Here is a 21,250-nt window from a genome sequence, read left to right on the forward strand (position 1 = left end):
GATTCTATTATTTTGTCATGAGCTGTTCTATAATTGAAATATACCCTCAAATTTTGATTCGAAAATGAGTAGTTACTTATTCCCCCCAGATATCCCCCGCTGAAAAATGTAGCTATCTCACAAAAATCTTCTGGTAATTTTATATTCAATTTCTCTTCTATTTTCACTAAATCTTCATCCGTAAATTCATTTCCTTCAAATACTGGATGTCCATTTGGATCAAGCATCCCCATCACTTTTTTATCTTTATCAGACACAATCAATGTGTAGTTCTCCATAAGAAAAGGATTTTCCGATAAATCTACTAATACTCTCCATGCTGGTCTTACATCATCATTATTTCTATTTTCTTTATCAATTTTGAATGTATAAGCCTCATCAAAGAAAAGTTGGTGGGTGTCTTCATTAGCCATTCCATCTAAGTTATTTTTCTTATGATATTGTTTCGCAATTGCTATTGCTTTCTCAGGTTTTAATACCACATCTACAGTAATTTTATTTATTTTTCTATAATGATGCTAGACTAAAAAGTAGACACAGATTGTTATAATAAGTATATCAACTATAACAAGGTGTGTCTGTATGGCAAGAGGTAACGGAAAACGATACGATGAGACATTTAAAATTGAAGCGGTAAAGTATATTCATGAAAATCATAAGCCTGTGGCTCAAGTAGCTCGAGAAACGGGTGTGAATGAGAATACTTTACACGGCTGGATCAAAAAGTATAGTCAACAACCAGAGATTAAGGCTGTCCAATCATTCTCTTCGACAAAAGATGAATTACTAGCTCTTCAGAAGGAAATTCGTGATCTCCAGGAAGAGAATAAAATCTTAAAAAAGGCGATGCACTAACCATGGCTTACAAGCGTCAAAATCCGGAGAAAGGCGTCATTCGCCATTCAGAACGAGGGGGGTCAGTATGCTTCTCATGAATATCAGAGACTGTTAAAAAAGTACCACATGATAGGCAGTATGAGCCGAAAGGGAAACTGTTATGATAATGCTTGTATTGAATCTTTTCACGGTATTCTTAAACGTGAGCTAGTGTATCAAACGAAGTATAAAACAAGAGAAGAAGCAAAAAAATCATTGTTCGAGTACATCGAGTTCTTCTACAATTCCAAACGAATTCATTCGACTTTGGATTATCATACACCGAACGAATTTGAACGCATGTATGGAAATTCAGCAGCTTGATTTTACCTTCATAAAAAATTTTAAACCGTTCTTTATTTGAAATTTTTTATGAAGACCACGGAGCGAAAGCGCGGTAGAAATCTGTGTCTATTATCTTGACGTAGTATCATCTATTTCTTCTCCATCTTAAATTATGATAAATTTAAAATTTCTTTTAGTTCTTTTAAGGAAACTTCAACTCTTGTTCGATCTTGAGGTCGTCCTGTTAAATAGTCTTCCCCAGCCTCTGTTAAATATTGAAAAAATACATTTTCATCTACAATAGCATTTTCCTCAACTTCAGCCATAGGAGGTTGTATACTGAAGTTAACACCAGTTTCACCAAAATATCCCTCTTCTCCTGGCTGATATTCATTTGCAAAAATACAACATACTGGATCAATCCCAAAACCTTGTTTGTTTTTGAAATTTTCAATCGCTTCCATAAACTTTCCATCACCTATTATTTTGTAATATAGACGCATCAACTCAACTTTTTCTGAAAATTCTTCAATAATAAAAACTTCCTCACTCATAACAAACACTCCTTTAACATTTAATCTAGAACTGGGAAGAAATTCGAAATCTCACCTGTATTTTTGTCTTTAAAGCCCACAAATTTCAATTGTTTCCCATTTACATTGACATACCCTTCTACCATATCACTTGGTGACCTATCTCCACCTTGAATTATCCTATTATTACTAATACCTTCTTCCATTGCTTCCCTACCCAACTTTAATATCTGTTCATCAGAAAAAACCTTTGGGTCATATACTGTCTTAGGATTCTTATACTCTTTCCACTGTCCAGTAAAGTTACCTTTCCCACCATTTTCTTTACTCAATCCATCATAAACAGGAAGCTTATATTTTACCTCATAAATTCCTGAAATATCAGGATGAGACGTTTTAGTAACAGCTTGATTAATATCCTTAACTTGATTACCAAAGTTATCTAAAATAAATTGTTCAAAGTTCTCAAGATTGTGACCACCCTTTATTCCGATATTCGGTTTTGCTTTAAAACCCTCCACTTCGGTTAAATGTGTATCATAACCCTTTTTAAAAGTAACATCTTTTACCGTACCCTTAACACCACTCTCTTCCAACTTCGAAATCCGACTCTGAATAAACTCTTTCCTATTTTCAAAGGTCGCTTTCACTGAATCTCTCAAATCCGTTCCGCGAAGAATTGTTTTGGTCCCATCAGTAGCGTAAGCGTAGGCTAAGGAATTATCTGAGGATTTCCCAAATAATTCTTTTTTTGCCACATTAATTCCACCTGCTACACCATCTATCACCTTGATCCATTTTAAAAACATCGGAACATTGTGGCAGGGGTGGCACTATCAAATGAAGCAATACCAAAATGTATTGAAAGAAAAAGAAATTACACAAAGTATGTCTCGTAAGGGGAATTGTTTAGATAACGCAGTCATCGAAGTTTTCTTTGGCTTATTAAAGCCTGAACTACTTTACTTACACGGATTCGAAAGTAGGGAACACTTTACATTAGAATTAGAAAAATATATTCACTACTACAGTAATGAACCAATTAAAACAAAATTAAAAGGAATGAGTCCTGTACAATACGAGGGCACTGAAAAACTCCATCTAGTTCCACTTGGCGATATATTCGACGATTCAATCGTCGAATATATCGCCTTTTTAATTTATAATAGAGAGACTAAATGCAAGTGGTGTTCCCAATGATTTCAGACCAAGAGACACTCAACTTAAGTCCGTACATGGCCATTTACGATATTGTCGTGCCAAAAGATAATATGCTTCGTCAAATTAACGAACTGGTGGATTTCTCATTCATTTTAGAGGAATTGAAAACAAAATATTGTTTAGATAATGGAAGAAATGCGATCCCTCCGATTCGAATGTTTAAGTACTTATTGTTAAAAGCCATTTTTAATGTATCCGATATAGACCTTGTCGAACGTTCAAAATATGACATGTCTTTCAAGTATTTTTTAGGTATGGCGCCAGAAGATGACGTGATTGATTCAAGCTCACTCACAAAATTCCGCAGACTTCGTCTTCAAGACGTAAGTTTATTAGATATGCTCATTGGAAAAACAGTTGAAATCGCACTCGAAAAGAACATTATCAAAAGTAAAACAATCATTGTGGACGCAACACATACCAAAGCACGTTATAACCAAAAATCACCGAAAGAATTTTTACAAGAGAAATCAAAACATACCCGCAAAGCAGTGTATCAATTTGATAAATCCATGAAAGAAAAATTCCCAAAAAAGAATACTTCTAACGAAGTAAAAGATGAAATAGCTTACTGTGAAAAATTGATTGCCATTATTGAAAACAAACCACAAATCGCTCATCTACCAGCCGTAAAGGAAAAATTGAACGTGTTAAAAGAAGCTGTAGAAGATACGCAAGAACATCTAAATTATTCAACAGACACCGATGCACGAGTAGGACATAAAACAGCAGACAGTTCTTTCTTTGGTTATAAAACACATTTAGCAATTAGTGATGAACGTATTATTACAGCAGCAGTCATTACAACAGGTGAAAAATCAGATGGCCATTATCTACAAGAACTGATTGAAAAAAGTAAAGTAACAGGAATGGAAGTTGAAACAGTCATCGCTGACACGGCTTATTCAGGGAAAAACAATTTACTTTATACAAAAGAACAAAGCATTCAACTGATTTCTAAGTTAAATCCAATGATTACTCAAAATGGGCGAGCAAATGGAAAAGGATTTGACTTTAATAAAGATGCAGGTTTATTTGTATGTCCAGCAGGACATTTAGCGAAAAGAAAAAGTAAAAAACCAGATTCACATCCAGGAGCAAGTGCAAGAATGGTTTATTTTTTTGACGTTGAAAAATGTAAGGTCTGTCCACTCCGAGAAGGATGTTTTAAAGAAGGTGCAAAAACTAAAACCTATTCTGTTGCCATTAAATCAGAGGAACATTTAGACCAACAAGCTTTTCAAGAAACAGAAGAATTTAAAAGCTTAGCTCGAGAACGCTATAAAATCGAAGCGAAAAATAGTGAGTTAAAAAATAAACACGGGTACGATCAAGCATCGGCTGCGGGTTCATTTGGCATGCAAATTCAGGGAGCAACGACGATATTCGCTGTCAATCTAAAAAGAATCTTGAAGCTTCTGAATGAAAAAGGGTAATAAATAGGCAAAAAAATAGGGCGTTTCCTGTTCAAAATTGAACAAGAAGCGTCCTATTTTTCTCTATAATGAATTTATTTATAAAAAACGCAAGTTTTTCAGTGCCCTCGTACAATACCGAGCTCATGCCCAAAAATCCGCTTAATGAAATACATGTCTAACTTTTTGGGTTCACTTCAATCTATGAATCTACTACATTTTTCAGTCCGTCACTTGGACAATCCATTAATATCCTCAGATTTATTTTTAAACTTTTCGATGTCTAATAAAATTTGTTCTGTAATTTCAGAACCTAACTCATCTTTAATAGGTAGTGATTCAAGTTCATTTATCATGTTAATCATTTCAGTTTTAATATCTTCACGAAGATAATCTCGTTCAATACTAAGGAGTGCAATCTTTAAATATATAACTAATTTTTCGACTTTACTATTTACTATACCTCGCCAATACTCTACAAGCAGTTTTTCAGTTACTTGTGAAATGGATAATCCTTCATTCAAAAATTCATCAAAATCTTCTACAATATATTGATTAAGCTCTTCATAACTACTTAACATTGCTCTAAACATTCCTTTCTAATTTTTAAATTCTCCAGAGTAAACATTTAATTTAATGTTCGGATATTCTTTTCTGAACTGCATAATAATATCTGTACAGCTTCCGCAAGCAGGTAGCTCTGTAAATAAATCTATTGTCCCCTTAACAGTCTTGTTATCTCCTAATTGCTGTGCTATGTCTTCAAGAATTTTACGTTCAGTATCATTAGCCCTTAAGAATGCACCTTCTCCGTCAAGTTCTCCTTTTTGGTTAACTGATTTAGCTGGAAACTGACCTTCACCAACGACTGATGAAAAACCACCATCGTTTTCTTTGTGAATTCTACTATGGGCCTTAAATTCAGATTTAAGCCCAGAAATATTAACATCTGCTACCGCAACGTTACCATAGTTCTTATATTTGTTTGGCAAAGTATCACGTATAGCCTGAGCCCTTCTTTGAAAACTTTCTACTTTTTGTACATAAGAAAAATTATCAGTACCCCTAGCAAGCGAAGCCTCAAGCCCCTGAATCTTATCATTCATAAACTTAGTACTCTCTGCATGGTGCTTATTAACCCACTCGGTAACCTTTCCTGGACCACCTTGCTTCCATGCAGCTACACCGTCTCCAACTATTTCAGGATCCTTGAAGAAGGCAAGTGTATTATCCATACCTTGGGCCATTTTTCCGCCAAACTGATACATCTTATCGTTTCCGGATTTTTCTACTTTTAGGCCTGCTAGTCTCATGCGGTCAAACGCAATATTTTTTCTGTCTAGCAACGATTGTACCACATTTTTCCCTTCATTTGGGTTAAAACCCGTTACTCCCTCTGACGATTTTCCTAATAATCCAATATTTTGGAACCCTTTTACAATTCCTACACCACTCGTGATAAACTCGAGGGCACCAGAAACATATCGTTCCGTCCGTTCCCCTTCACTTAATTTCCGGTGTGTTTCCCAATCTTCTCCGTCAGAGGCACTTTTTACTTGGAGCCTCCCAAATACCAGTGATGCTGCAACCCCTAATAGTGGACAAATGAACGTTAATCCGACTGTTAGAGTTCCTAATCCAAAGTCACGCCATGCCTCTAGCTGTTTTTGCTCATCCTCTATTGATCTGTATTCAAATCCTCGCGTCGAGGGAACTCGTCTTCTGTACTCTTCATAGTCTAGCTTCATGTTTGGATCTTGTCTTTTCCATTCTTCATACTCTGCACGAAGAACCTCATTAAATGCCTCTGAGTCTCTGAAAATATCATCCACTGTTATTTTCGGTTTTGTCGTTGTGATGGTTTGCGGTGTGCCACCATAGCTACGTGAATCCACTATAGTTGTCGTTGTAGAACCAATTCGGTTTGTAGTCTCAAAATTTTTAATTGATATATCTCTCATTTCTTGTGCAAAGCGATCCATTGTTTCCACAAATGGTTTGTCGATATGTTCATAGACAGCTTGCCCTGCCTGATCACAGTAACTGTCTAGATCTGTATAGGCATTATGTAGTTTACCGATTGTTTCAAGCTGATCTTTATGATGAAAATAAATACTTCGATCTGAATCTAGATCTTGTATCCTTTCCTGTATATCTTTTACAAGATTATTAGCTTGGCGTAAGTTTACAAACGTATCTTTTGTGAGCCTGTTCATGCCGTCTTTCATATCTTGCCAAGCCCTTACCTTATAACTAACATCCATTTTTCTCCATCCCCTATTCCTTTATCAGGTAAAGTTACCCTTGAGGTTGTAGTTTATTATGTAATTCTTCATCCTGTTTTCTCATTTCTTCGCGAACCAGCTCTACAATGGATGCCGCTCGGTTATAATGTTCTGATAGCTCCAATATTTTATTTAATATTTGGGGATATATGTCTATGACTCTCATCGCTTCTCCTTCAAGATAGAATTTACATTCTGCTAGACTTTTCGCATTTGTCGCTATAACACCTGTATAAATGTTATATATACTTTGAAAACGGCTTATAATCTCTTCCATCTCATCGTAATTCATTACAATTTCTGAACTACTACTTGCACTTCCATCTCCCATTGGTACTTGCATTAATGGATTCCTCCTAACGAGAATTGTCTTGGATCGCTTATTTTCTTATACGGCATTTTTAAAACATCATATAACTTCTTATTCACCGCATACAGACTAGCCCATTCATAACGCTTACGGTCTACTTCAATTTGAATAAAGTCTTCTCCCTCTGTAAAGTACAAGAAGCATTCCCATTTCCCACTATCTCCTGCTCTTCGATTTCGCGGTCGAGAAAACGTTTCAATAGCTAATAGATCTTTTTCAGATAAATCCATTTCCTCGAATGTTCGCTGCTCCTTTTCTGTCATTTTCTTTGTAAAAAAAGTATCTTCAATTTCTCTTGGTTCTCGCATTAAAAACGGAATCCGTTCTAATAATGAAAAATATACATCTCGCTTCGTTATGTAATGAATTTCATATTCTTCATTTTGTTTTCGTTCTGTTAAAACAGCCAATCTATCTTTATCTTGTGGCAAAAATCCAATTAATAGATTATTAATTCGCGTATATTCTTGGCTTTCTTGATATGCCTTCAGTAATTCAATCAACTGAAAAGCCGCTGGTGTCAGTCCATTATTCTCCGTAATAAGCCCTTTCTCTTTCAACTTCATTGTTGCCTTCGTTATACAGCCTTCATCAGTTAAAGTAAGAATTCCACGCTCTTGTAAGCCAAATATGTATGTAACTCCAGCTGCACCAGCTAATATGTACAGTTCAGCAGGTGTAAAGCTCCACGTATCTTTTCCCATCCGGTTTTACCCCCTTTCTATTACAATCTTTTTATCTTTTCCACTTCAATTCTATTTGTAAATGATTGAATGCTCTCATCCAGCTCTTTCAAGGCTTTTGTTTGTCCTTCAAGCACAGTTGCAACTTTAGCATTATACTGAATGAGCACATCTAAATAGCATAAAAAAGCATCATTTGTTTTCCCGCTCCAACGAGTACCCGTCACATATGATTGTAAAGCTTTAGCCTGCTCGAGCGAGTCTTTCACACCCTTTTCAATTTGCTCTGCATAAGAGATGGCACTTGATATTTCACTTCCATGAATCTCAACGTCTTGACTACGCATGTTCTTATTCCCTCATTTCCTTCAATACATTTCCTTATATTCACATCGCTTTGCCGATTATTTATACTTTTCAGCCTCCCAAAAGTTTCTTTAACGCTTCAGTTGCCTCTTTATCTTCCGCATCTGCTTTCGCTTTATATTCCGCCCATTTGTGATACGCCTTATCTTTCGCAGATGTAACATCATCTAATGTTTTTTCGAAGTAACGTATCAGCTCAGCTAGTTCTGAATCCTTTTCTCGTCGTTTTTCTACAAACTCACGGGCTGGTATTTTATCTTGTCGTAATTCTTGACCTGTTCCCTCATAAGCTGTCTTTGCAGATCCAACATCGTGAATTATTTTTTTTAACTCACTTTCTTTACCCTTTAAATATTCGTACAATTTATCGTAATTATCACGCTTTCTTTCACTATCCGTATACCCGATATGAAGTAAGTTACCGACGGAATCTATGAAGTTCTCTGCCATATTTGTTCCCCCTTTATTTCCCTAAAAAAGAAGATATTTTCCCGATATTTTATCAAAAACTAGTGGCTGTTTCACTATTTATTAAGATGAAATGCTTCAGTATTTCTCCTCTGTTCTCTCGAGTTACAAAATAATGTAAAACTTTAATTAGTAAGGCCTTCTTCATACCTACTAATAATTAGCCTAACCAATCTGTTTTTTACAGGTAGTTGAGTAAAAAAGAAGATAACTTCCTACTATACAAATAGGAAGTTATCTTCTTTTTGATTTCAGCAGTCTCTTTTCTGACCAACCTTGCCTTAAGAGACATGCTACGTTTATAATCGTTCGCTTTTCATCGATTACATTACTAGTTGGATCACGTACTTGCCTTCATTATTTTCTTTGACCATACGCGGCTGTTGGTTTAACAGGTTTCGCATCCGTCGCTTCCCATATAGGGGCAGTTAATGTTGGATAGTTTAAAGCTTCTACTTTTTTTCTCGTTTCTGGTGATGCTTTCAGTCCCCATTGATCAAAAAATGGAAGTACATTTTGTCTCGCCACTTTTGATGTATTGTAAATAAATGCTTGTATTTTATCTTCATTCGTTGCTGGAAGTTTATCCTTTGGTAACTCTCGATATAGTTTGTGAAGATTTGGATAAAAATCATCCCCATATGCTAAATGAAGTTGCCAAAACATAACAACTTTCACAAACGGGTCATCAATCTTTTCATATTCTTTATCTGTTTGTTTTAAGTATTGAAAGGCTCTGTCATAATCCCCTTCTTTTTCTAAACGTGTTGGTTGACCTGGGAATAATTGTTTTTGTGCAGCTAAAGAGTATATATTAACATTGACTTCAACTACTCCATCCCACGTCCAAGGGTATTGTTGCCTTGTATGCCCTGCTTCATGCATTTGTCCCCATCCAAATTCATTTACATTCAAAGCACTTCTAATTGCATCATAAGCAGTAGTAAATACGACTCCATCTTGACCTGCATACATGTACATGCCAGATGGATTGTTAGGGTTTTCTACAAAAGCCCAGAGGCGGCGAGTTGAACGATGTAACGGATTAGAACTTGTTTCAGATAGTCCCGAGAATCTATCTTGTGCTAGAATCATGTCATCATATTTTTTTAATAGAGGAACAGGATCTTGATCCACAATATATTTCTTAGCACTATCACGAGTCACCGTAAGTACCGCTCGTTTTGATTTTAATTGTACAGCATGGGCATCTGGATACTTGTCCAGCATAGTAATCCAGTCTTCTTTCGTATGCTTCCCTAATTCAAAGAACGGAACAGGGCTTCCGCCTTGTGTGACTTTGACCTTAACTGTTCCTTTCGCTTCAGAGTTATCAAATCCTAATAAACCACCATTTGGAGAGGAGATGGTATTAGAACCAGGAGAAAGACGAAATGCTTTTCCCCCTTCTTTATCATATTCATTTGTCCCAATCGTTGCTCCAAGCTTGTCTAATCCTGATAGTCCTGATACTTCAATTGTGACTTGTTCATTCGGTTTTACATAGATTCCTGTTGGCACATAGTTTCGTTGCTCACTTCTTCTTTCTCTTGCTGCTTCACCCATATAATGTCCTGTACTTGGAAGTTCAAACGTCTTCGCTTCATATTGGGCCTGGGTTTGCGTAGTTTCAGCATGAATGTTCAAACTATTTACAGTCATAGATGTAAATAATGTCGTTGTCATAACAGCAGCTGCCATAAATACTTTCATTGGTTTTTGTGATTTACGGTTATTTTTCCTATTCAAATAAATCAATCCTTTCGTTCCAATCCGTTCTAACGTTTATACAAAACGTCGATTTTCTCACTAAGACAATAAAGTGAAACTCCCATCAGTGGGGGTTTTTTTCATCCCCCACTAATGGTTAGTTGAACCAATCGGGCTTTTATGGGCAGTTATCCCCCACCTATCTTCTTCGATTCTTTCAATTTTCAGGTGGGGGTCTTACTGCCCGTTAATGCGGGATAAACACTTCTCTTACTATAGCAACTTCTTAAACTTACCTATTTCTTCTCTCTTATTTCATACACGTAAAAATTATACCTACATATTATTATATAATATATAAATATGCATAATTTCATATTTATATATTATAAATTGTTTTAAACATAATGCTTTTAAAGAAATTACCACATGCGAAATTCCGCCCCGCCGATCAAGTGAATCAGGAAAAGGACTGCTCCGTAAGCAGTCCTTTTGTCATGTTTATTAACATTCTCATACCCAATCTTTATCAATCCTACGATATCGACCGTTCTTTGGAATATATCGGCGATTCAACATGGAATAAAGTGAAACTTCCATCAGTGATGCTTTTCTCACTGATGGTTAGTTGAACCAATCGGGCTTTTACGGGCAGTTTTCTTCTCCGTGCTTCCCCAGTCTTTACTGCCCGTTAATGCGGGATAAAGACCTTCCGACACATTTCACCACGCAATAAGAAAAGCAATCACAACTGAATTCGAGTTCCCACTCCATTTTTAACAGCCTTCTCGTAAAAATATTTTGCCACGACAATATCTACAACAGCGAGTCCGACAGATTTAAATACGGTAATTTCTTGGTCGCTTTCCCGGCCCGTTTTTTCTCCGCTTATAATTTGTCCAAGTTCGGCGTGAAGGTCACCTTCTTTGAAAACTCCTTCTCGCACTGGAACTTGCAGGTCACCGGTTTCTTCTAATGCTGCTTCTTTTGATTCTACGACTACTTTGTCAGCTGATGAAATGACATGAGAAGGAAGTTCTTGCATCGCCGGCCTGAATGAGCCGACAGCATTTACGTGAACACCGGGCTTTAATGTGTCTGAAAAAACGGGTGTTAACGAGTTCGTTGTTGTGACAACAATATCTGCCTCGCGGACTGCTTCATTTGCATCTGCATATACATAAGCAGGTTTATGAAAATTCTCCTGAATATACTCGGCAAACTCGGCAGCTTTTTGTTCTGTCCGATTATAAAGCATAATCTTTTCAATATCCCGTACAGTAAGCATAGCTTGAACAAGCCCTTTCGCTTGTTCTCCTGTACCGATGATACATAAGTTTTTTGCATTTTGACGAGCTAAGTATTTCATTGCAACGCCTGATAAGGCACCTGTTCGAACCATCGTTAAATAAGATCCTTCTAAAAGGGCGAGTGGTTCTCCTGTTTGAAAATCAGATAGCATCACAACCCCGTTGATTGTTTTCTTTCCTATTTTCGGATTATTCGGTGCTACTGTTACGACTTTTAATCCAAGTGCTCCGAGTTCTTCCGCCACAGAAGGCATCATTAGTGCGGTATTTTGCGAATTCGCAAATGGCAGCGAATAGCGAATCGGAGTAATCGTTCTTTCTGCCGAAAACTCTCGTAAAGCAATCGCCGCATATTCAATTACTTCATTCATATCTACTAAACTTTTTTGTTCAGCTGCATTTATGACTAACATAGTATCTCATCCTTTCCCGAATCTTTTGTTGTCAATATAATCCACTTTGCAAGAAGAGTTGTTTTCTATATAAATCCATTTTAATTTTTCAACATAGAAGTCACTGTTATGCAGAACACAACATGACCGCTACTTGCTTTCTCCTTTTGTTTTAAACTTCGCATGTGGCAGGAAAAAGGCACTGACCGTTTCTATGCACGGCCAGATGCTCTCGCCCCTCCTCTAAAAGAAAGGTTTTTTTAACTTGTATATATAATCAGAAGGTAACTCTTCTCCAACATTATGCTAATAAAAACCCTTGTTTTAACGGATCTCTTGGATCTATTAAAAATTGGTGAAATCCTGTAATAAACGCCTGACCAGTAACTTTTGGAATCACCGCGTCATATTCGCCTACTTTCGTTAATGACAATACTTCTCCGGCAAATTGTCCGTCAGTAATGCATTCATGGATGAAACTTCCGCCTTCTTGCAATACTCCATTTTCAACAAGAGTTGCTAGTCTCGCTGAAGTCCCTGTGCCGCAAGGGGAACGGTCTACTTGCCCATCAGCAAAAATGGTTACATTTCGTAACGTCGCATCTGTTCCGTTTGGTTCATCAGAAAAGATCACGCCGTATATGCCTTTTAAGCCTTCTTCGAGAGGATGTTTTACTTCCATCTGACTTTCAATGTACTGTTTAATTTTCCCGCCCCACGTTTGAATAGCGGATAAATCGTTAAAATTCACTTTCAAACCAATTTCTTTACTGTCAACAACAGCATAAAAAGCTCCTCCAAAAGCGATATCTACTTGAAATTCATAGCCATCAATTTTTACAGGAACATCTTTCTTGTAAACAAACGAAGGAACATTTTCAAATGATACGGATTCCACTTCGTTCCCATTGTATTTCGCATATGCGATCACTTCTCCTGCCGGACTATCAATAATAAATCTTTGTTTTTCACCTGTCACTTCGAACATGCCCGTTTCAATTCCGACTGTAATTACAGCCACAATTCCATGGCCGCACATTGTACTCCAGCCTTCATTATGCATAAACAATACTCCAAAATCAGCATGCGAACTTGCCGGCGGCGTGATGATACAACCATACATACCGTGATGTCCTCTCGGTTCATACATCAAAACTTCGCGAAGGTGATCCAAGTGCTCCATGCAATAAGCGCGTCTTTCTAATTGCGTTTTCCCTTCGATCCTTGGTACTCCGCCTGTAATAATACGAAGCGGCTCCCCCGCTACATGTGCGTCGATTGTTGTGTACGTTTTACTAATATTCATTTCTTGTCCCTCCGTTATTTAGATTCTCTTTACTTTTTTATTAGCAAATACCGTGCCAACTCATAAAACGCACAATACAATTCATATTCAGTTAAACTTTTTTTACACTTTTTCAAAAAAGTGTATTCTTTTAGCGACAAATTTGTTTACCAGTGTCTACTTTCTTTTACACAAAACGATAAAAGAGGTGATAGAAATGAAATCATACGCTGCTCTCTTCTGTAGAGGAGGCTATTTCAATTGTAAATACAAATAGCGAGATCTGTTTCACAACCTGTTAGCCAATCTGACCTTTCACTTACTGATGAAAAAGAAAGTCTAGAGAAAACAAGCATTCTCCAAACCCTTCAAAACACTTATGGGAACAAAAGCATTGCTGCTAAAAAGCTAGGAATGTCACGATCGAATTTGTATAAGAAGATGAAGAAGTATGGGATTGTATTGCGTAGTGAAGAGTATAAGTAGAATTTAAAAAGAGTATAAAAAACCCTTTTTAGGTAAACAAAAGCATGTTTATACAAGAAATAAAAAAATCTATATATGCAACATTACATAATATATATGTTGTTTACTTTGTTATAATAGCAAAAGCGAGACTATTCCATACATAGCATCGCTTCCATCCCTAGAACTTCATTAAAAAAGCGAAGAATGGTAGACATTCTTCGCTTTTTTGTTGCTAGGCGTAATCGATTTTTTTATTGTAAAGGTACTAATTCATAGCCAGCGTAGTCTTCAGGGGCAGATATTCCCCACAATTTATCTTGATTTGCAAATGGTTGCTCTGAAGTCTCTAGCTGGAAAGTTGTGATAACTCCATAACTAGATTGCTGTGGATCTGCATTATACCAGTCAGTAGGTCTACCAAGTTTATCTCTCAGATAATCCGTTTTACCTGTTACTAAATCTATTTCCTTCGAATTCTTTTTCTTAACTGTTAACGTGCTTTTTGATTGGTCACTAAAATAGATCCAGCTTCGATTGCCTGCATTTACATATTTTTTTGTTCCTCCTGCATCAGCATTTGGTCCCCCAATCCACATTGACATTGTAATCGGACTATTATTTCTTACATATCCATCACTCTCTACTCCAGCCGGCGCTTCAAAATTGATAGGTGTACCATAATACTCATTACCTTTTGTATCCTTACGCTTTTCAGCATCACCGTAATAAGATGAGTTTTTATATTGAATTACATAATGCCAACCCGCAAACTTCTCATAAGTTACTCCAAGTCTATTCTGACCTACAGGTGCTACTCGTTTTTCAAAAGGAATACCTGTCACCCATAAATATTTATCTACTAGGATGTAATCTTTATTTGTAGTAATTGGATCACCGTATATATCAAGTATACGATTGTCCTCAGCTGCATAAGCCGAACTTGTAGGAAAAACAGTTACGATTAAACTAAATAGTAATAATAAGAACGTAAGTATCGGTAGTTTTCTTTTCACGAACATATCTTAATTCCTCCTTATTTTTAAAAATAATTACGCTACCTGCCTGCATAATCTTAACATTAAGTTTTAAAGATGTAGATAGATTCGATAACATATGTAAAATTGCATATTTATATACTTACAAAATGACGTTCTATCTGAAAAAATGAAAAAGTCATTTACACAAAAATAGCGAAGACTTCCTACTGAAATCGAGGAAGCCTTTGCTTGTTTCAAAAACACTGTAAGATTTCGAGATTGATCGTTCATAGGTTTGCTCAGCTTAGCTGGCAAAATAAGAGCGCTACATAAAAATATATTAGTTATACGATTTATTGCGCTAAAATTGCACCGTAATGTCCATCAACCGTAAGGGTAACAGTTCCGCTTTGCACTGTGTACGTTTTACCAGTCAGTTTGTCTGTAACAACACTTCCATTTGGCATGCTTAGTTGCCATACAGGGACGGTTACGCTATGGCCGGTAGAATCATTGTTAAGTACAACTGCAATTCTGTTTTCTTTGTCAAAGCGGCCATAGGAATAGATTTTATTTGCATCATCTGTTTGCAGCGTCATGAACGAACCTGTTCTTAATGCTGGGTATTGGTTACGGATGCTGATAAGTTTTTGCGTTAAAGCTACAGCACGATTGGAAGTCGTACCTTGTGACCAGTCAAACGTCCGGCGGTTATCAGGGTCGGCGCCGCCCATCATGCCATATTCATCTCCGTAATAGATTGTTGGCGTACCAACATAAGTCATTTGAAAAATAAGCGCTAAATATGTCTTCCAAATATCGCCGCCAGCACGCTCGCCAAAACGCGAAATATCATGATTTGATAAGTGATTGCTCATAGCTTGCTGAACGTTTGCCGGATAATTAGCGCGCGTAGCTTTTAACCAGTTATCAAACCCGGAAGTAGATATGGAAGCTGCATTGTTACTGTAATCTTTTCCTGTGATCCACTCAGAAACTGGTTGTGTAAATCCGTCAAAGTTTGTTGCACTATCCCATTGGTTTCCTTGACCTGTCCAAGAATTTGCATTTCCCCAGTACTCTCCAAATATTGCTGCATTCCCGTTTACAGACTTCACAGCACTTCGGAATTCAGACCAAATTTGGTGATTCACCAAACTACCACCATTTCCTCCACCAGCATCTGCACCGCCAGCATCTGTATATTGAGGTGCATCTAATCGCCAGCCATCAATATTATACGGTGCTTTTACATACGTTTTTGCTACAGAATCACTATTATTATAGATTTGATTTCTTACTGGTGACCCACTAGCTCCATAATCTAGCTTAGGCAAACTGTTGAATCCTAAAAAGCTAGCATATGTATTCGGCCAAGACTGGAATGTATAATAATTAGACCATTGGCTAGATTGAGACTCAAAAGCTCCTAAAGAGGAAGATTGATTGTACTTATCAAACCATGTATGAGTGTCTCCAGTATGGTTAAATACACCATCTAATACTAAATATCCTTTTTCCCCATTTGCTGTGCTATGAACACCAGATGATAACGCTTTCAAAGTTTCGTTTGTTCCAAATGCAGGATCCACGGCCATATAATCCTGTGTATCATACTTATGGTTAGAAGGAGATTTAAAAATCGGATTTAAGTAAATAATGTTAGCTCCTAGCGTTTGTTTAATATAACCGAGCTTCTGATTTACTCCCGCCAAATCACCGCCGAAGAACACAAGGTTATTCGTATGACCAGAACCAGCATAGACACTGCTCCCCCAAGCTTTTTTCTCAGTTGGTGTGCCGTCATAAGTATATGCACCCGTTTGCACATCATTCGAGGAATCACCATTATAAAAGCGGTCAGGGAAAATCTGATACATTACACCATTCTTCATCCAGTCCGGCGTTTTAAAATTCGGGATAATATAAAAATCGCCTGATGACGGTTCAGATGCAGAAGGACCGTTAGCATTATACCAAACTGAAGAAGACCCATCAGTAATCTGAAAACGGTAATATTTCCGCGAAGAACTAGCAGGGATTGTTCCTTGCCAATAATCAAACGTTCCCGTAGAATCGCCGGAAACCCAAGACATCGGAATGACACGGAACGATCCGTCAGCAGTATCATAGTACTTTATATTGACACCGGTAGTATCCCCTTTAAACGTCCGGAATTTCAGCGTCACAGTTTGAGCAGATGTCGGTTCTGGCGCGCTATCATAAACAGGACCTTGATCATGAAATAAACCATTCCACTCTACATTATTATCGTTAGTGGCAGCGTAGGCCAAGGATGAAGCTGGCGCATACAGTAAGGATGTCCCTAAAACAAGTGTTGATAGGGCAATCGTTTGCATAAATGAGCGCGTTTTTTTATCTTTCTTTAATTTCCCCATGATAAACCTCCTATAAATGTAAGTGCTTTCATTCCTATTATATTAGTAATCTATCAAAAGTAAACGGATTACTTCGTCGAATTTTTAACATGATGATTCAAGTCTATTTCATTTGAGACATTCTCTAAAATATGAAAAGAAAATACTATAAAGTTAAAAAATTACTTTTCTTTTAGGGGGGACGAGAGCATCTGGTCGTGCATAGAAGCGGTCAGGGCCTTTTCCTGCCACATGCGAGGTTTAAAACAAGGGGAGCAAATCATGTTGTATTCTGCATAGCTGCGACTTATATGTCGAAAAGTTAAAATGGATTTATATATATGCTCATCATTATCCTCATACAAAAAGAGCTAATCTTCACCAAAGAATCAGCTCTTTTCTCTATTCTTTATTCTTCTACTAACTCTGATTGTACATACGCATAAATAAGCGCCTCCGTATGCGCAATCGATGTCTCATGTGTACGCTCATAAGCGTGAGACGCATCAATACCAGGACCAATAAGTCCATGTTTTACATCTGCGCCGGCGCGGATTGCTGCTGATGCGTCAGATCCGTAGAATGGATAAATGTCCACTTTATATTCGATATTGTTTGCTTTCGCAAGTTCTACTAAATGTTTGCGCATTGCATAGTGGTATGGACCACTCGAGTCTTTCGCACAGATTGATACTGTGTATTCATCTGATGCTTGACCATCGCCAAGTGCTCCCATGTCAACTGCCAAGTATTCTACTGTTTCTTCTGGAATATTTGAGTTACCGCCATAACCGATTTCTTCATTATTAGAAATTAAGAAATGCGTTGTGTATGGTAGTTTCACATTTTTGTCTTGTAATCTTTTAATTAATTGCAGTAAGATCGCTACACTTGCTTTGTCATCTAAGTGACGAGATTTAATGTAGCCGCTGTCTGTCATTTGAACGCGCGGGTCAAATGATACGAAATCTCCTACTTCGATGCCAAGTTCACGTACTTCTTCTGGTGAAGATACGCGCTCGTCGATACGAATTTCCATGTTTTGTTCATCACGTTTTGCTTCTCCAGCATTTTTGTACACGTGTACGGACGTTTGATGGATTAAAATTGTACCGGTATACGTTTTACCGCTCGCTGTTTCAATTTCGCAATACTCTCCTTCTACCGCATTCCAGCGAAATCCGCCAATCATTGATAATCGCAGGCGTCCGTCTGCTTTAATTTCTTTTACCATTGCGCCTAGTGTATCAACATGAGCAGTAAGTAGACGTTGTCTCGTATCGTCTTCCCCTTTTATCGTTATAATAAGGCCGCCTTTATTGTTGCGCTTCATTTCTACATTCCACTCTTTTACATAGTCCTCAATAAAACGAATAATTGTGTTCGTATTTCCGGATGGGCTTGGGATTGAAACGAGCTGTTTTATAAGTTCCATTGTGTCTTTTACGTTATGTGCCATATGTTTTTCCCCTCTCTTTTATCTTTCTAATTTTCAGTATAATAGAAAAACAATGAAATAGAAATAAAGTGAAATTTCCTTCCTGTAATCTTTATTTCATTAAAACACCGTTTAATTGAACAAGAAGATATCTCCATACTATCGTTATGATTTAGTTGTCATAATAATGGAACGTGGATAGAATCCCAATTTCTGATAAAACGATACAGCTTCATTCCCATACACTACTGTTAATTCAATTTCATATATTTGTTTTTCTTTAAACCATTCCATTGCACTATTCATTAATTTCAAACCCAATCCGTTTCTTCGATATTCTTCATCAACAAATAGGACCTCAATCTTCCCACTTACTTTTTTACTATATGCTATACAAAATCCTACTATATTGTCTGTTTCTGACTCAATCAATAATTCAATCCTGTACTCTCCGTACTTTGAATTTTTTTTATATTCTTCAATACGTTCCTCAAATGTAATTCTTGGATAATCACCAGAAAAATATTTTGATTTACTGTTATGGTATTCATGCAATTTATCTAATGGGTTTCTTATTATCTCTATTTCATCGAGAGTTATCTGTTTATTAATAATTCCCATACTTCAACCTCTCCAATAATGTATATTTATTCAAAAATATGTATAACGTAATTATTTATTAAGATTCGTTCAATAAGAAAAAATCTTGCATGAAAACAAGATTTAATCAAACTTTATTTAAAAGCTACATCCATAGGTGTTTTTTTATACTCCACCTATCTTCTTCGGATTCCTCACAATCTACTGCCCGCGAATAGCGAGATAAAAGGCACCGCATGTACTGCGATGCCTTTTACTCCTCACTCACTTCTACTAAATACACACCTTTTTCAAATCCGCCGCGCTCCGCTTCTTTCTCTTTACGAATGTGCTCAATATCTTCTAACGTTACACCTTCTGCTTGCGCCAATGCTTTAATCACTTCTAATGCATCGGCTAAAGAATCTAATGCATGCTCACGTTCTTGCATAGATGCAAATTCACGCATTTCTTCAATGCCAATTTTCGATAGTTCTTCTATGTACTCTTGTTTATTTAATTTTTTCGATGTATATGTTTTACCAGACATTAAAATCATTTCTGGTACACGGTCGCGGACGATTTTATTATAAGCTGACATGAGAACACCTCCAAATACAAATTAAAAAACTCTTTCTTTTTAGATGGACGAGAGCATCTGGCTATGCATAGAAGCGGTCAGGGCCTTTTTCTGCCATACGCAAGGTTTAAAACAAAGGGAGAAAGCAAGTAGCAATCGTGTTTTGTTCTGCATAGCAGCAACTTATATGTTGAACAAATAAACTGGATTTATATGCTTAAAAGCACCCTAGCTCTGCATAGTATAAAAACCACCGTTTTCTTACACAAGCTGATGACATATCAATGCTAGATGAACTATGACGTATTTCTGGAAAGCGATAATTTTCATATTCTTTCTCTGGCACACCGTAAAAAGCGCGGAGATGATCTGGCACAACGCCATCATATGGATCTCCCATTCTCTCAATCTTACCTTGCATAGCTGCCTTTGGATTGCCAGATAAAAACATCTCAGTTCGAATGGCTGCAGTCGGTGTGCGGTGTAACAGTATGTATATGAGTAGCCATACCCCGATAATACTCATAATTATTCTTTTTTGTTTGCGACTCATCCATATCTCCTTCTATCATTCGAAAAAAAAGTGCTAACACCATTATACAAAAAATGTGTTAACACTTTCTATTTTTGTAAAACTTTTATTCCCCTTTAAACACCGGAGGACGCTTCTCTAAAAACGCAGTAATTCCTTCTCTATGATCCGCTGTTTTTCTCATTGCATATTGACCGCGTTTTTCAAGCTGAAGTGTTTGTTCTAACGAAGAACGGTTTAATTCAGCCAAAATTTGCTTCGTTTGAATCATAGAAGCAATTGGCCTTTGCAGCCATTCGCTAATTTTTTGTTTCACTACATCTTGGAAATTCTCACCGACTACTTCATCAATCATGCCCATTTCAAGCGCTTCGCTTGCTGATAATTTCTTTCCTTCCCAAATGATCTCTTTTGCCATATGCTCTCCAAGACGTTTTTGTAGGAAGAAATGGCCGCCGCCATCTGGAATTAAAGCGATGCCAATAAAATTCATTGCAATAATAGATGAAATATCAGCCATTACGCAATCAGCTGTTAAGGCAATGCTAAGACCAAGCCCTGCCGTTGGACCATGAATCGCACTAATCACAAGCTTTGGCATTGTATACAGAGTGACAATAATTTCTGAAATAGTATTCATAATGCCTTCAAACGCACTTTCATCTCCACTTGCTAACATCGATTTAATATCGCCGCCCGCCGAAAAGCCGCGGCCATTTCCGCATAGTACAACGACATGAACAGAACTTTCAGCTACTTCTTTTAACTTTTGCAGCAGTTCTTTTAACGTTTGCTCATCTAATGCATTTAACACTTCTGGACGATTTAACATAATCGTCGCAACTCGCCCTTCATATTGTACAACTACTGATTCCGCCTTACTAGAAACTGTCATAAACTCTCTCTCCTTCTATAATCTGTTATCCTTATATAATTATAGAAAGGGCTTTCAAAAACCTTCTTTTTTCTTAATTTTCTGTCGAATTTTCACTAAATTATTTTACATATATTTACCATATCACTAAACTAGTGTATTGTGAAAAAGCAGCATACTTTTATCCCGCATTAACGGGCAGTAATACTCCCTCCTCAAAATTTG

General features: G+C 37.0%; 19 protein-coding genes and 4 pseudogenes. 4 read left to right on the top strand and 19 right to left on the bottom strand.

Going from position 1 to position 21,250, the window contains the following annotated elements; genetic code table 11:
• Window positions 1–167: 167 nt before the first annotated feature.
• Window positions 168–515, bottom strand: a pseudogene (locus tag BM350_RS27620) (hypothetical protein); the annotation flags it as partial.
• Window positions 516–582: 67 nt separating this feature from the next.
• Here BM350_RS27620 and BM350_RS15740 point away from each other — a divergent pair.
• Window positions 583–1,200, top strand: a pseudogene (locus tag BM350_RS15740) (IS3 family transposase).
• 131 nt (window positions 1,201–1,331) lie between these two features.
• Here BM350_RS15740 and cdiI read toward each other — a convergent pair.
• Entirely contained in the window at window positions 1,332–1,715 is a 384-nt protein-coding gene (gene cdiI, locus BM350_RS15745; RefSeq protein ID WP_090919072.1) for a ribonuclease toxin immunity protein CdiI, read from the bottom strand.
• Window positions 1,716–1,735: 20 nt separating this feature from the next.
• Window positions 1,736–2,452 (bottom strand): CdiA family toxin C-terminal domain-containing protein, encoded by a 717-nt coding sequence (locus tag BM350_RS15750; protein WP_170857729.1) that lies wholly within the window; start codon window positions 2,450–2,452, stop codon window positions 1,736–1,738.
• A gap of 64 nt (window positions 2,453–2,516) precedes the next feature.
• On the opposite strand from BM350_RS15750, the pseudogene BM350_RS15755 reads away from it, so the two are divergent.
• Window positions 2,517–2,774 (top strand): annotated as a pseudogene (locus BM350_RS15755) (IS3 family transposase); the annotation flags it as partial.
• A gap of 116 nt (window positions 2,775–2,890) precedes the next feature.
• Window positions 2,891–4,351: an IS1182 family transposase gene (locus tag BM350_RS15760; RefSeq protein WP_090919068.1), complete on the top strand. Its 1,461-nt coding sequence runs from the start codon at window positions 2,891–2,893 to the stop codon at window positions 4,349–4,351.
• 209 nt (window positions 4,352–4,560) lie between these two features.
• On the opposite strand, the gene BM350_RS15765 is transcribed toward BM350_RS15760, so the two are convergent.
• The 9 genes from BM350_RS15765 to BM350_RS15805 all read right to left on the bottom strand — a co-directional run bounded on the left by BM350_RS15765 (window position 4,561) and on the right by BM350_RS15805 (window position 13,220).
• Window positions 4,561–4,911, bottom strand: coding sequence for a hypothetical protein (locus BM350_RS15765; RefSeq protein WP_090919066.1), 351 nt, complete (start codon window positions 4,909–4,911; stop codon window positions 4,561–4,563).
• 18 nt (window positions 4,912–4,929) lie between these two features.
• Window positions 4,930–6,594: a deaminase domain-containing protein gene (locus BM350_RS15770; RefSeq protein WP_090919064.1), complete on the bottom strand. Its 1,665-nt coding sequence runs from the start codon at window positions 6,592–6,594 to the stop codon at window positions 4,930–4,932.
• A 34-nt stretch (window positions 6,595–6,628) separates the two neighbouring features.
• Window positions 6,629–6,958 (bottom strand): MFS transporter, encoded by a 330-nt coding sequence (locus BM350_RS15775; RefSeq protein ID WP_090919063.1) that lies wholly within the window; start codon window positions 6,956–6,958, stop codon window positions 6,629–6,631.
• A complete protein-coding gene (locus tag BM350_RS15780) occupies window positions 6,958–7,689 on the bottom strand; it encodes a DUF5081 family protein (RefSeq protein WP_090919062.1) in 732 nt (243 codons plus the stop codon). Before BM350_RS15780 ends, BM350_RS15775 begins: the two co-directional genes overlap by 1 nt.
• Before the next feature lie 20 nt (window positions 7,690–7,709).
• Complete coding sequence (locus BM350_RS15785) at window positions 7,710–8,015, bottom strand: WXG100 family type VII secretion target (RefSeq protein WP_090919061.1); 306 nt, start codon at window positions 8,013–8,015, stop codon at window positions 7,710–7,712.
• Between the two features lie 70 nt (window positions 8,016–8,085).
• The gene (locus BM350_RS15790; RefSeq protein ID WP_090919059.1) at window positions 8,086–8,484 is read right to left on the bottom strand and encodes a hypothetical protein; all 399 of its coding nucleotides are present in this window, start codon (window positions 8,482–8,484) and stop codon (window positions 8,086–8,088) included.
• A 375-nt stretch (window positions 8,485–8,859) separates the two neighbouring features.
• Window positions 8,860–10,251 (bottom strand): M60 family metallopeptidase, encoded by a 1,392-nt coding sequence (locus tag BM350_RS15795; protein WP_090919057.1) that lies wholly within the window; start codon window positions 10,249–10,251, stop codon window positions 8,860–8,862.
• A 706-nt stretch (window positions 10,252–10,957) separates the two neighbouring features.
• On the bottom strand, window positions 10,958–11,935 hold the full coding sequence (locus tag BM350_RS15800; protein WP_090919055.1) for an ornithine cyclodeaminase family protein: 978 nt from the start codon (window positions 11,933–11,935) through the stop codon (window positions 10,958–10,960).
• 280 nt (window positions 11,936–12,215) lie between these two features.
• Entirely contained in the window at window positions 12,216–13,220 is a 1,005-nt protein-coding gene (locus tag BM350_RS15805) for a proline racemase family protein (RefSeq protein ID WP_090919053.1), read from the bottom strand.
• Window positions 13,221–13,502: 282 nt separating this feature from the next.
• On the opposite strand from BM350_RS15805, the pseudogene BM350_RS15810 reads away from it, so the two are divergent.
• Window positions 13,503–13,685: pseudogene (locus BM350_RS15810) on the top strand (helix-turn-helix domain-containing protein); the annotation flags it as partial.
• A gap of 233 nt (window positions 13,686–13,918) precedes the next feature.
• Here the strand turns inward: BM350_RS15810 and BM350_RS15815 are convergent.
• The 7 genes from BM350_RS15815 to BM350_RS15845 all read right to left on the bottom strand — a co-directional run bounded on the left by BM350_RS15815 (window position 13,919) and on the right by BM350_RS15845 (window position 21,046).
• The gene (locus BM350_RS15815) at window positions 13,919–14,686 is read right to left on the bottom strand and encodes a hypothetical protein (protein WP_090919051.1); all 768 of its coding nucleotides are present in this window, start codon (window positions 14,684–14,686) and stop codon (window positions 13,919–13,921) included.
• 311 nt (window positions 14,687–14,997) lie between these two features.
• Window positions 14,998–17,043, bottom strand: coding sequence for a glycoside hydrolase family 13 protein (locus tag BM350_RS15820; RefSeq protein WP_090919049.1), 2,046 nt, complete (start codon window positions 17,041–17,043; stop codon window positions 14,998–15,000).
• 388 nt (window positions 17,044–17,431) lie between these two features.
• A complete protein-coding gene (locus BM350_RS15825; protein WP_090919047.1) occupies window positions 17,432–18,481 on the bottom strand; it encodes a M42 family metallopeptidase in 1,050 nt (349 codons plus the stop codon).
• 144 nt (window positions 18,482–18,625) lie between these two features.
• Window positions 18,626–19,081 (bottom strand): GNAT family N-acetyltransferase, encoded by a 456-nt coding sequence (locus tag BM350_RS15830; protein ID WP_090919045.1) that lies wholly within the window; start codon window positions 19,079–19,081, stop codon window positions 18,626–18,628.
• A gap of 232 nt (window positions 19,082–19,313) precedes the next feature.
• Window positions 19,314–19,640 (bottom strand): nucleoside triphosphate pyrophosphohydrolase, encoded by a 327-nt coding sequence (locus BM350_RS15835; RefSeq protein ID WP_090919043.1) that lies wholly within the window; start codon window positions 19,638–19,640, stop codon window positions 19,314–19,316.
• A 196-nt stretch (window positions 19,641–19,836) separates the two neighbouring features.
• Window positions 19,837–20,172, bottom strand: a complete 336-nt coding sequence (locus BM350_RS15840; protein ID WP_090919042.1) for a hypothetical protein — start codon at window positions 20,170–20,172, stop codon at window positions 19,837–19,839.
• 85 nt (window positions 20,173–20,257) lie between these two features.
• Window positions 20,258–21,046, bottom strand: coding sequence for an enoyl-CoA hydratase (locus tag BM350_RS15845; protein WP_090919040.1), 789 nt, complete (start codon window positions 21,044–21,046; stop codon window positions 20,258–20,260).
• Window positions 21,047–21,250: the final 204 nt, after the last annotated feature.

The organism is Bacillus sp. 103mf, assembly GCF_900116295.1.
Classification (GTDB): domain Bacteria; phylum Bacillota; class Bacilli; order Bacillales; family Bacillaceae_G; genus Bacillus_A; species Bacillus_A bruguierae.

Bases quoted from the DNA above. Each gene is read 5' to 3' on its own strand.
- BM350_RS15800 (WP_090919055.1), bottom strand. From the start codon at position 11,935: ATGTTAGTCATAAATGCAGCTGAACAAAAAAGTTTAGTAGATATGAAT.
- BM350_RS15815 (WP_090919051.1), bottom strand. From the start codon at position 14,686: ATGTTCGTGAAAAGAAAACTACCGATACTTACGTTCTTATTATTACTA.
- BM350_RS15785 (WP_090919061.1), bottom strand. From the start codon at position 8,015: ATGCGTAGTCAAGACGTTGAGATTCATGGAAGTGAAATATCAAGTGCC.
- BM350_RS15825 (WP_090919047.1), bottom strand. From the start codon at position 18,481: ATGGCACATAACGTAAAAGACACAATGGAACTTATAAAACAGCTCGTT.
- BM350_RS15845 (WP_090919040.1), bottom strand. From the start codon at position 21,046: ATGACAGTTTCTAGTAAGGCGGAATCAGTAGTTGTACAATATGAAGGG.
- BM350_RS15835 (WP_090919043.1), bottom strand. From the start codon at position 19,640: ATGTCAGCTTATAATAAAATCGTCCGCGACCGTGTACCAGAAATGATT.
- BM350_RS15760 (WP_090919068.1), top strand. From the start codon at position 2,891: ATGATTTCAGACCAAGAGACACTCAACTTAAGTCCGTACATGGCCATT.
- BM350_RS15790 (WP_090919059.1), bottom strand. From the start codon at position 8,484: ATGGCAGAGAACTTCATAGATTCCGTCGGTAACTTACTTCATATCGGG.
- BM350_RS15780 (WP_090919062.1), bottom strand. From the start codon at position 7,689: ATGGGAAAAGATACGTGGAGCTTTACACCTGCTGAACTGTACATATTA.
- BM350_RS15830 (WP_090919045.1), bottom strand. From the start codon at position 19,081: ATGGGAATTATTAATAAACAGATAACTCTCGATGAAATAGAGATAATA.
- BM350_RS15770 (WP_090919064.1), bottom strand. From the start codon at position 6,594: ATGGATGTTAGTTATAAGGTAAGGGCTTGGCAAGATATGAAAGACGGC.
- BM350_RS15805 (WP_090919053.1), bottom strand. From the start codon at position 13,220: ATGAATATTAGTAAAACGTACACAACAATCGACGCACATGTAGCGGGG.
- cdiI (WP_090919072.1), bottom strand. From the start codon at position 1,715: ATGAGTGAGGAAGTTTTTATTATTGAAGAATTTTCAGAAAAAGTTGAG.
- BM350_RS15840 (WP_090919042.1), bottom strand. From the start codon at position 20,172: ATGAGTCGCAAACAAAAAAGAATAATTATGAGTATTATCGGGGTATGG.
- BM350_RS15765 (WP_090919066.1), bottom strand. From the start codon at position 4,911: ATGTTAAGTAGTTATGAAGAGCTTAATCAATATATTGTAGAAGATTTT.
- BM350_RS15820 (WP_090919049.1), bottom strand. From the start codon at position 17,043: ATGGGGAAATTAAAGAAAGATAAAAAAACGCGCTCATTTATGCAAACG.
- BM350_RS15775 (WP_090919063.1), bottom strand. From the start codon at position 6,958: ATGCAAGTACCAATGGGAGATGGAAGTGCAAGTAGTAGTTCAGAAATT.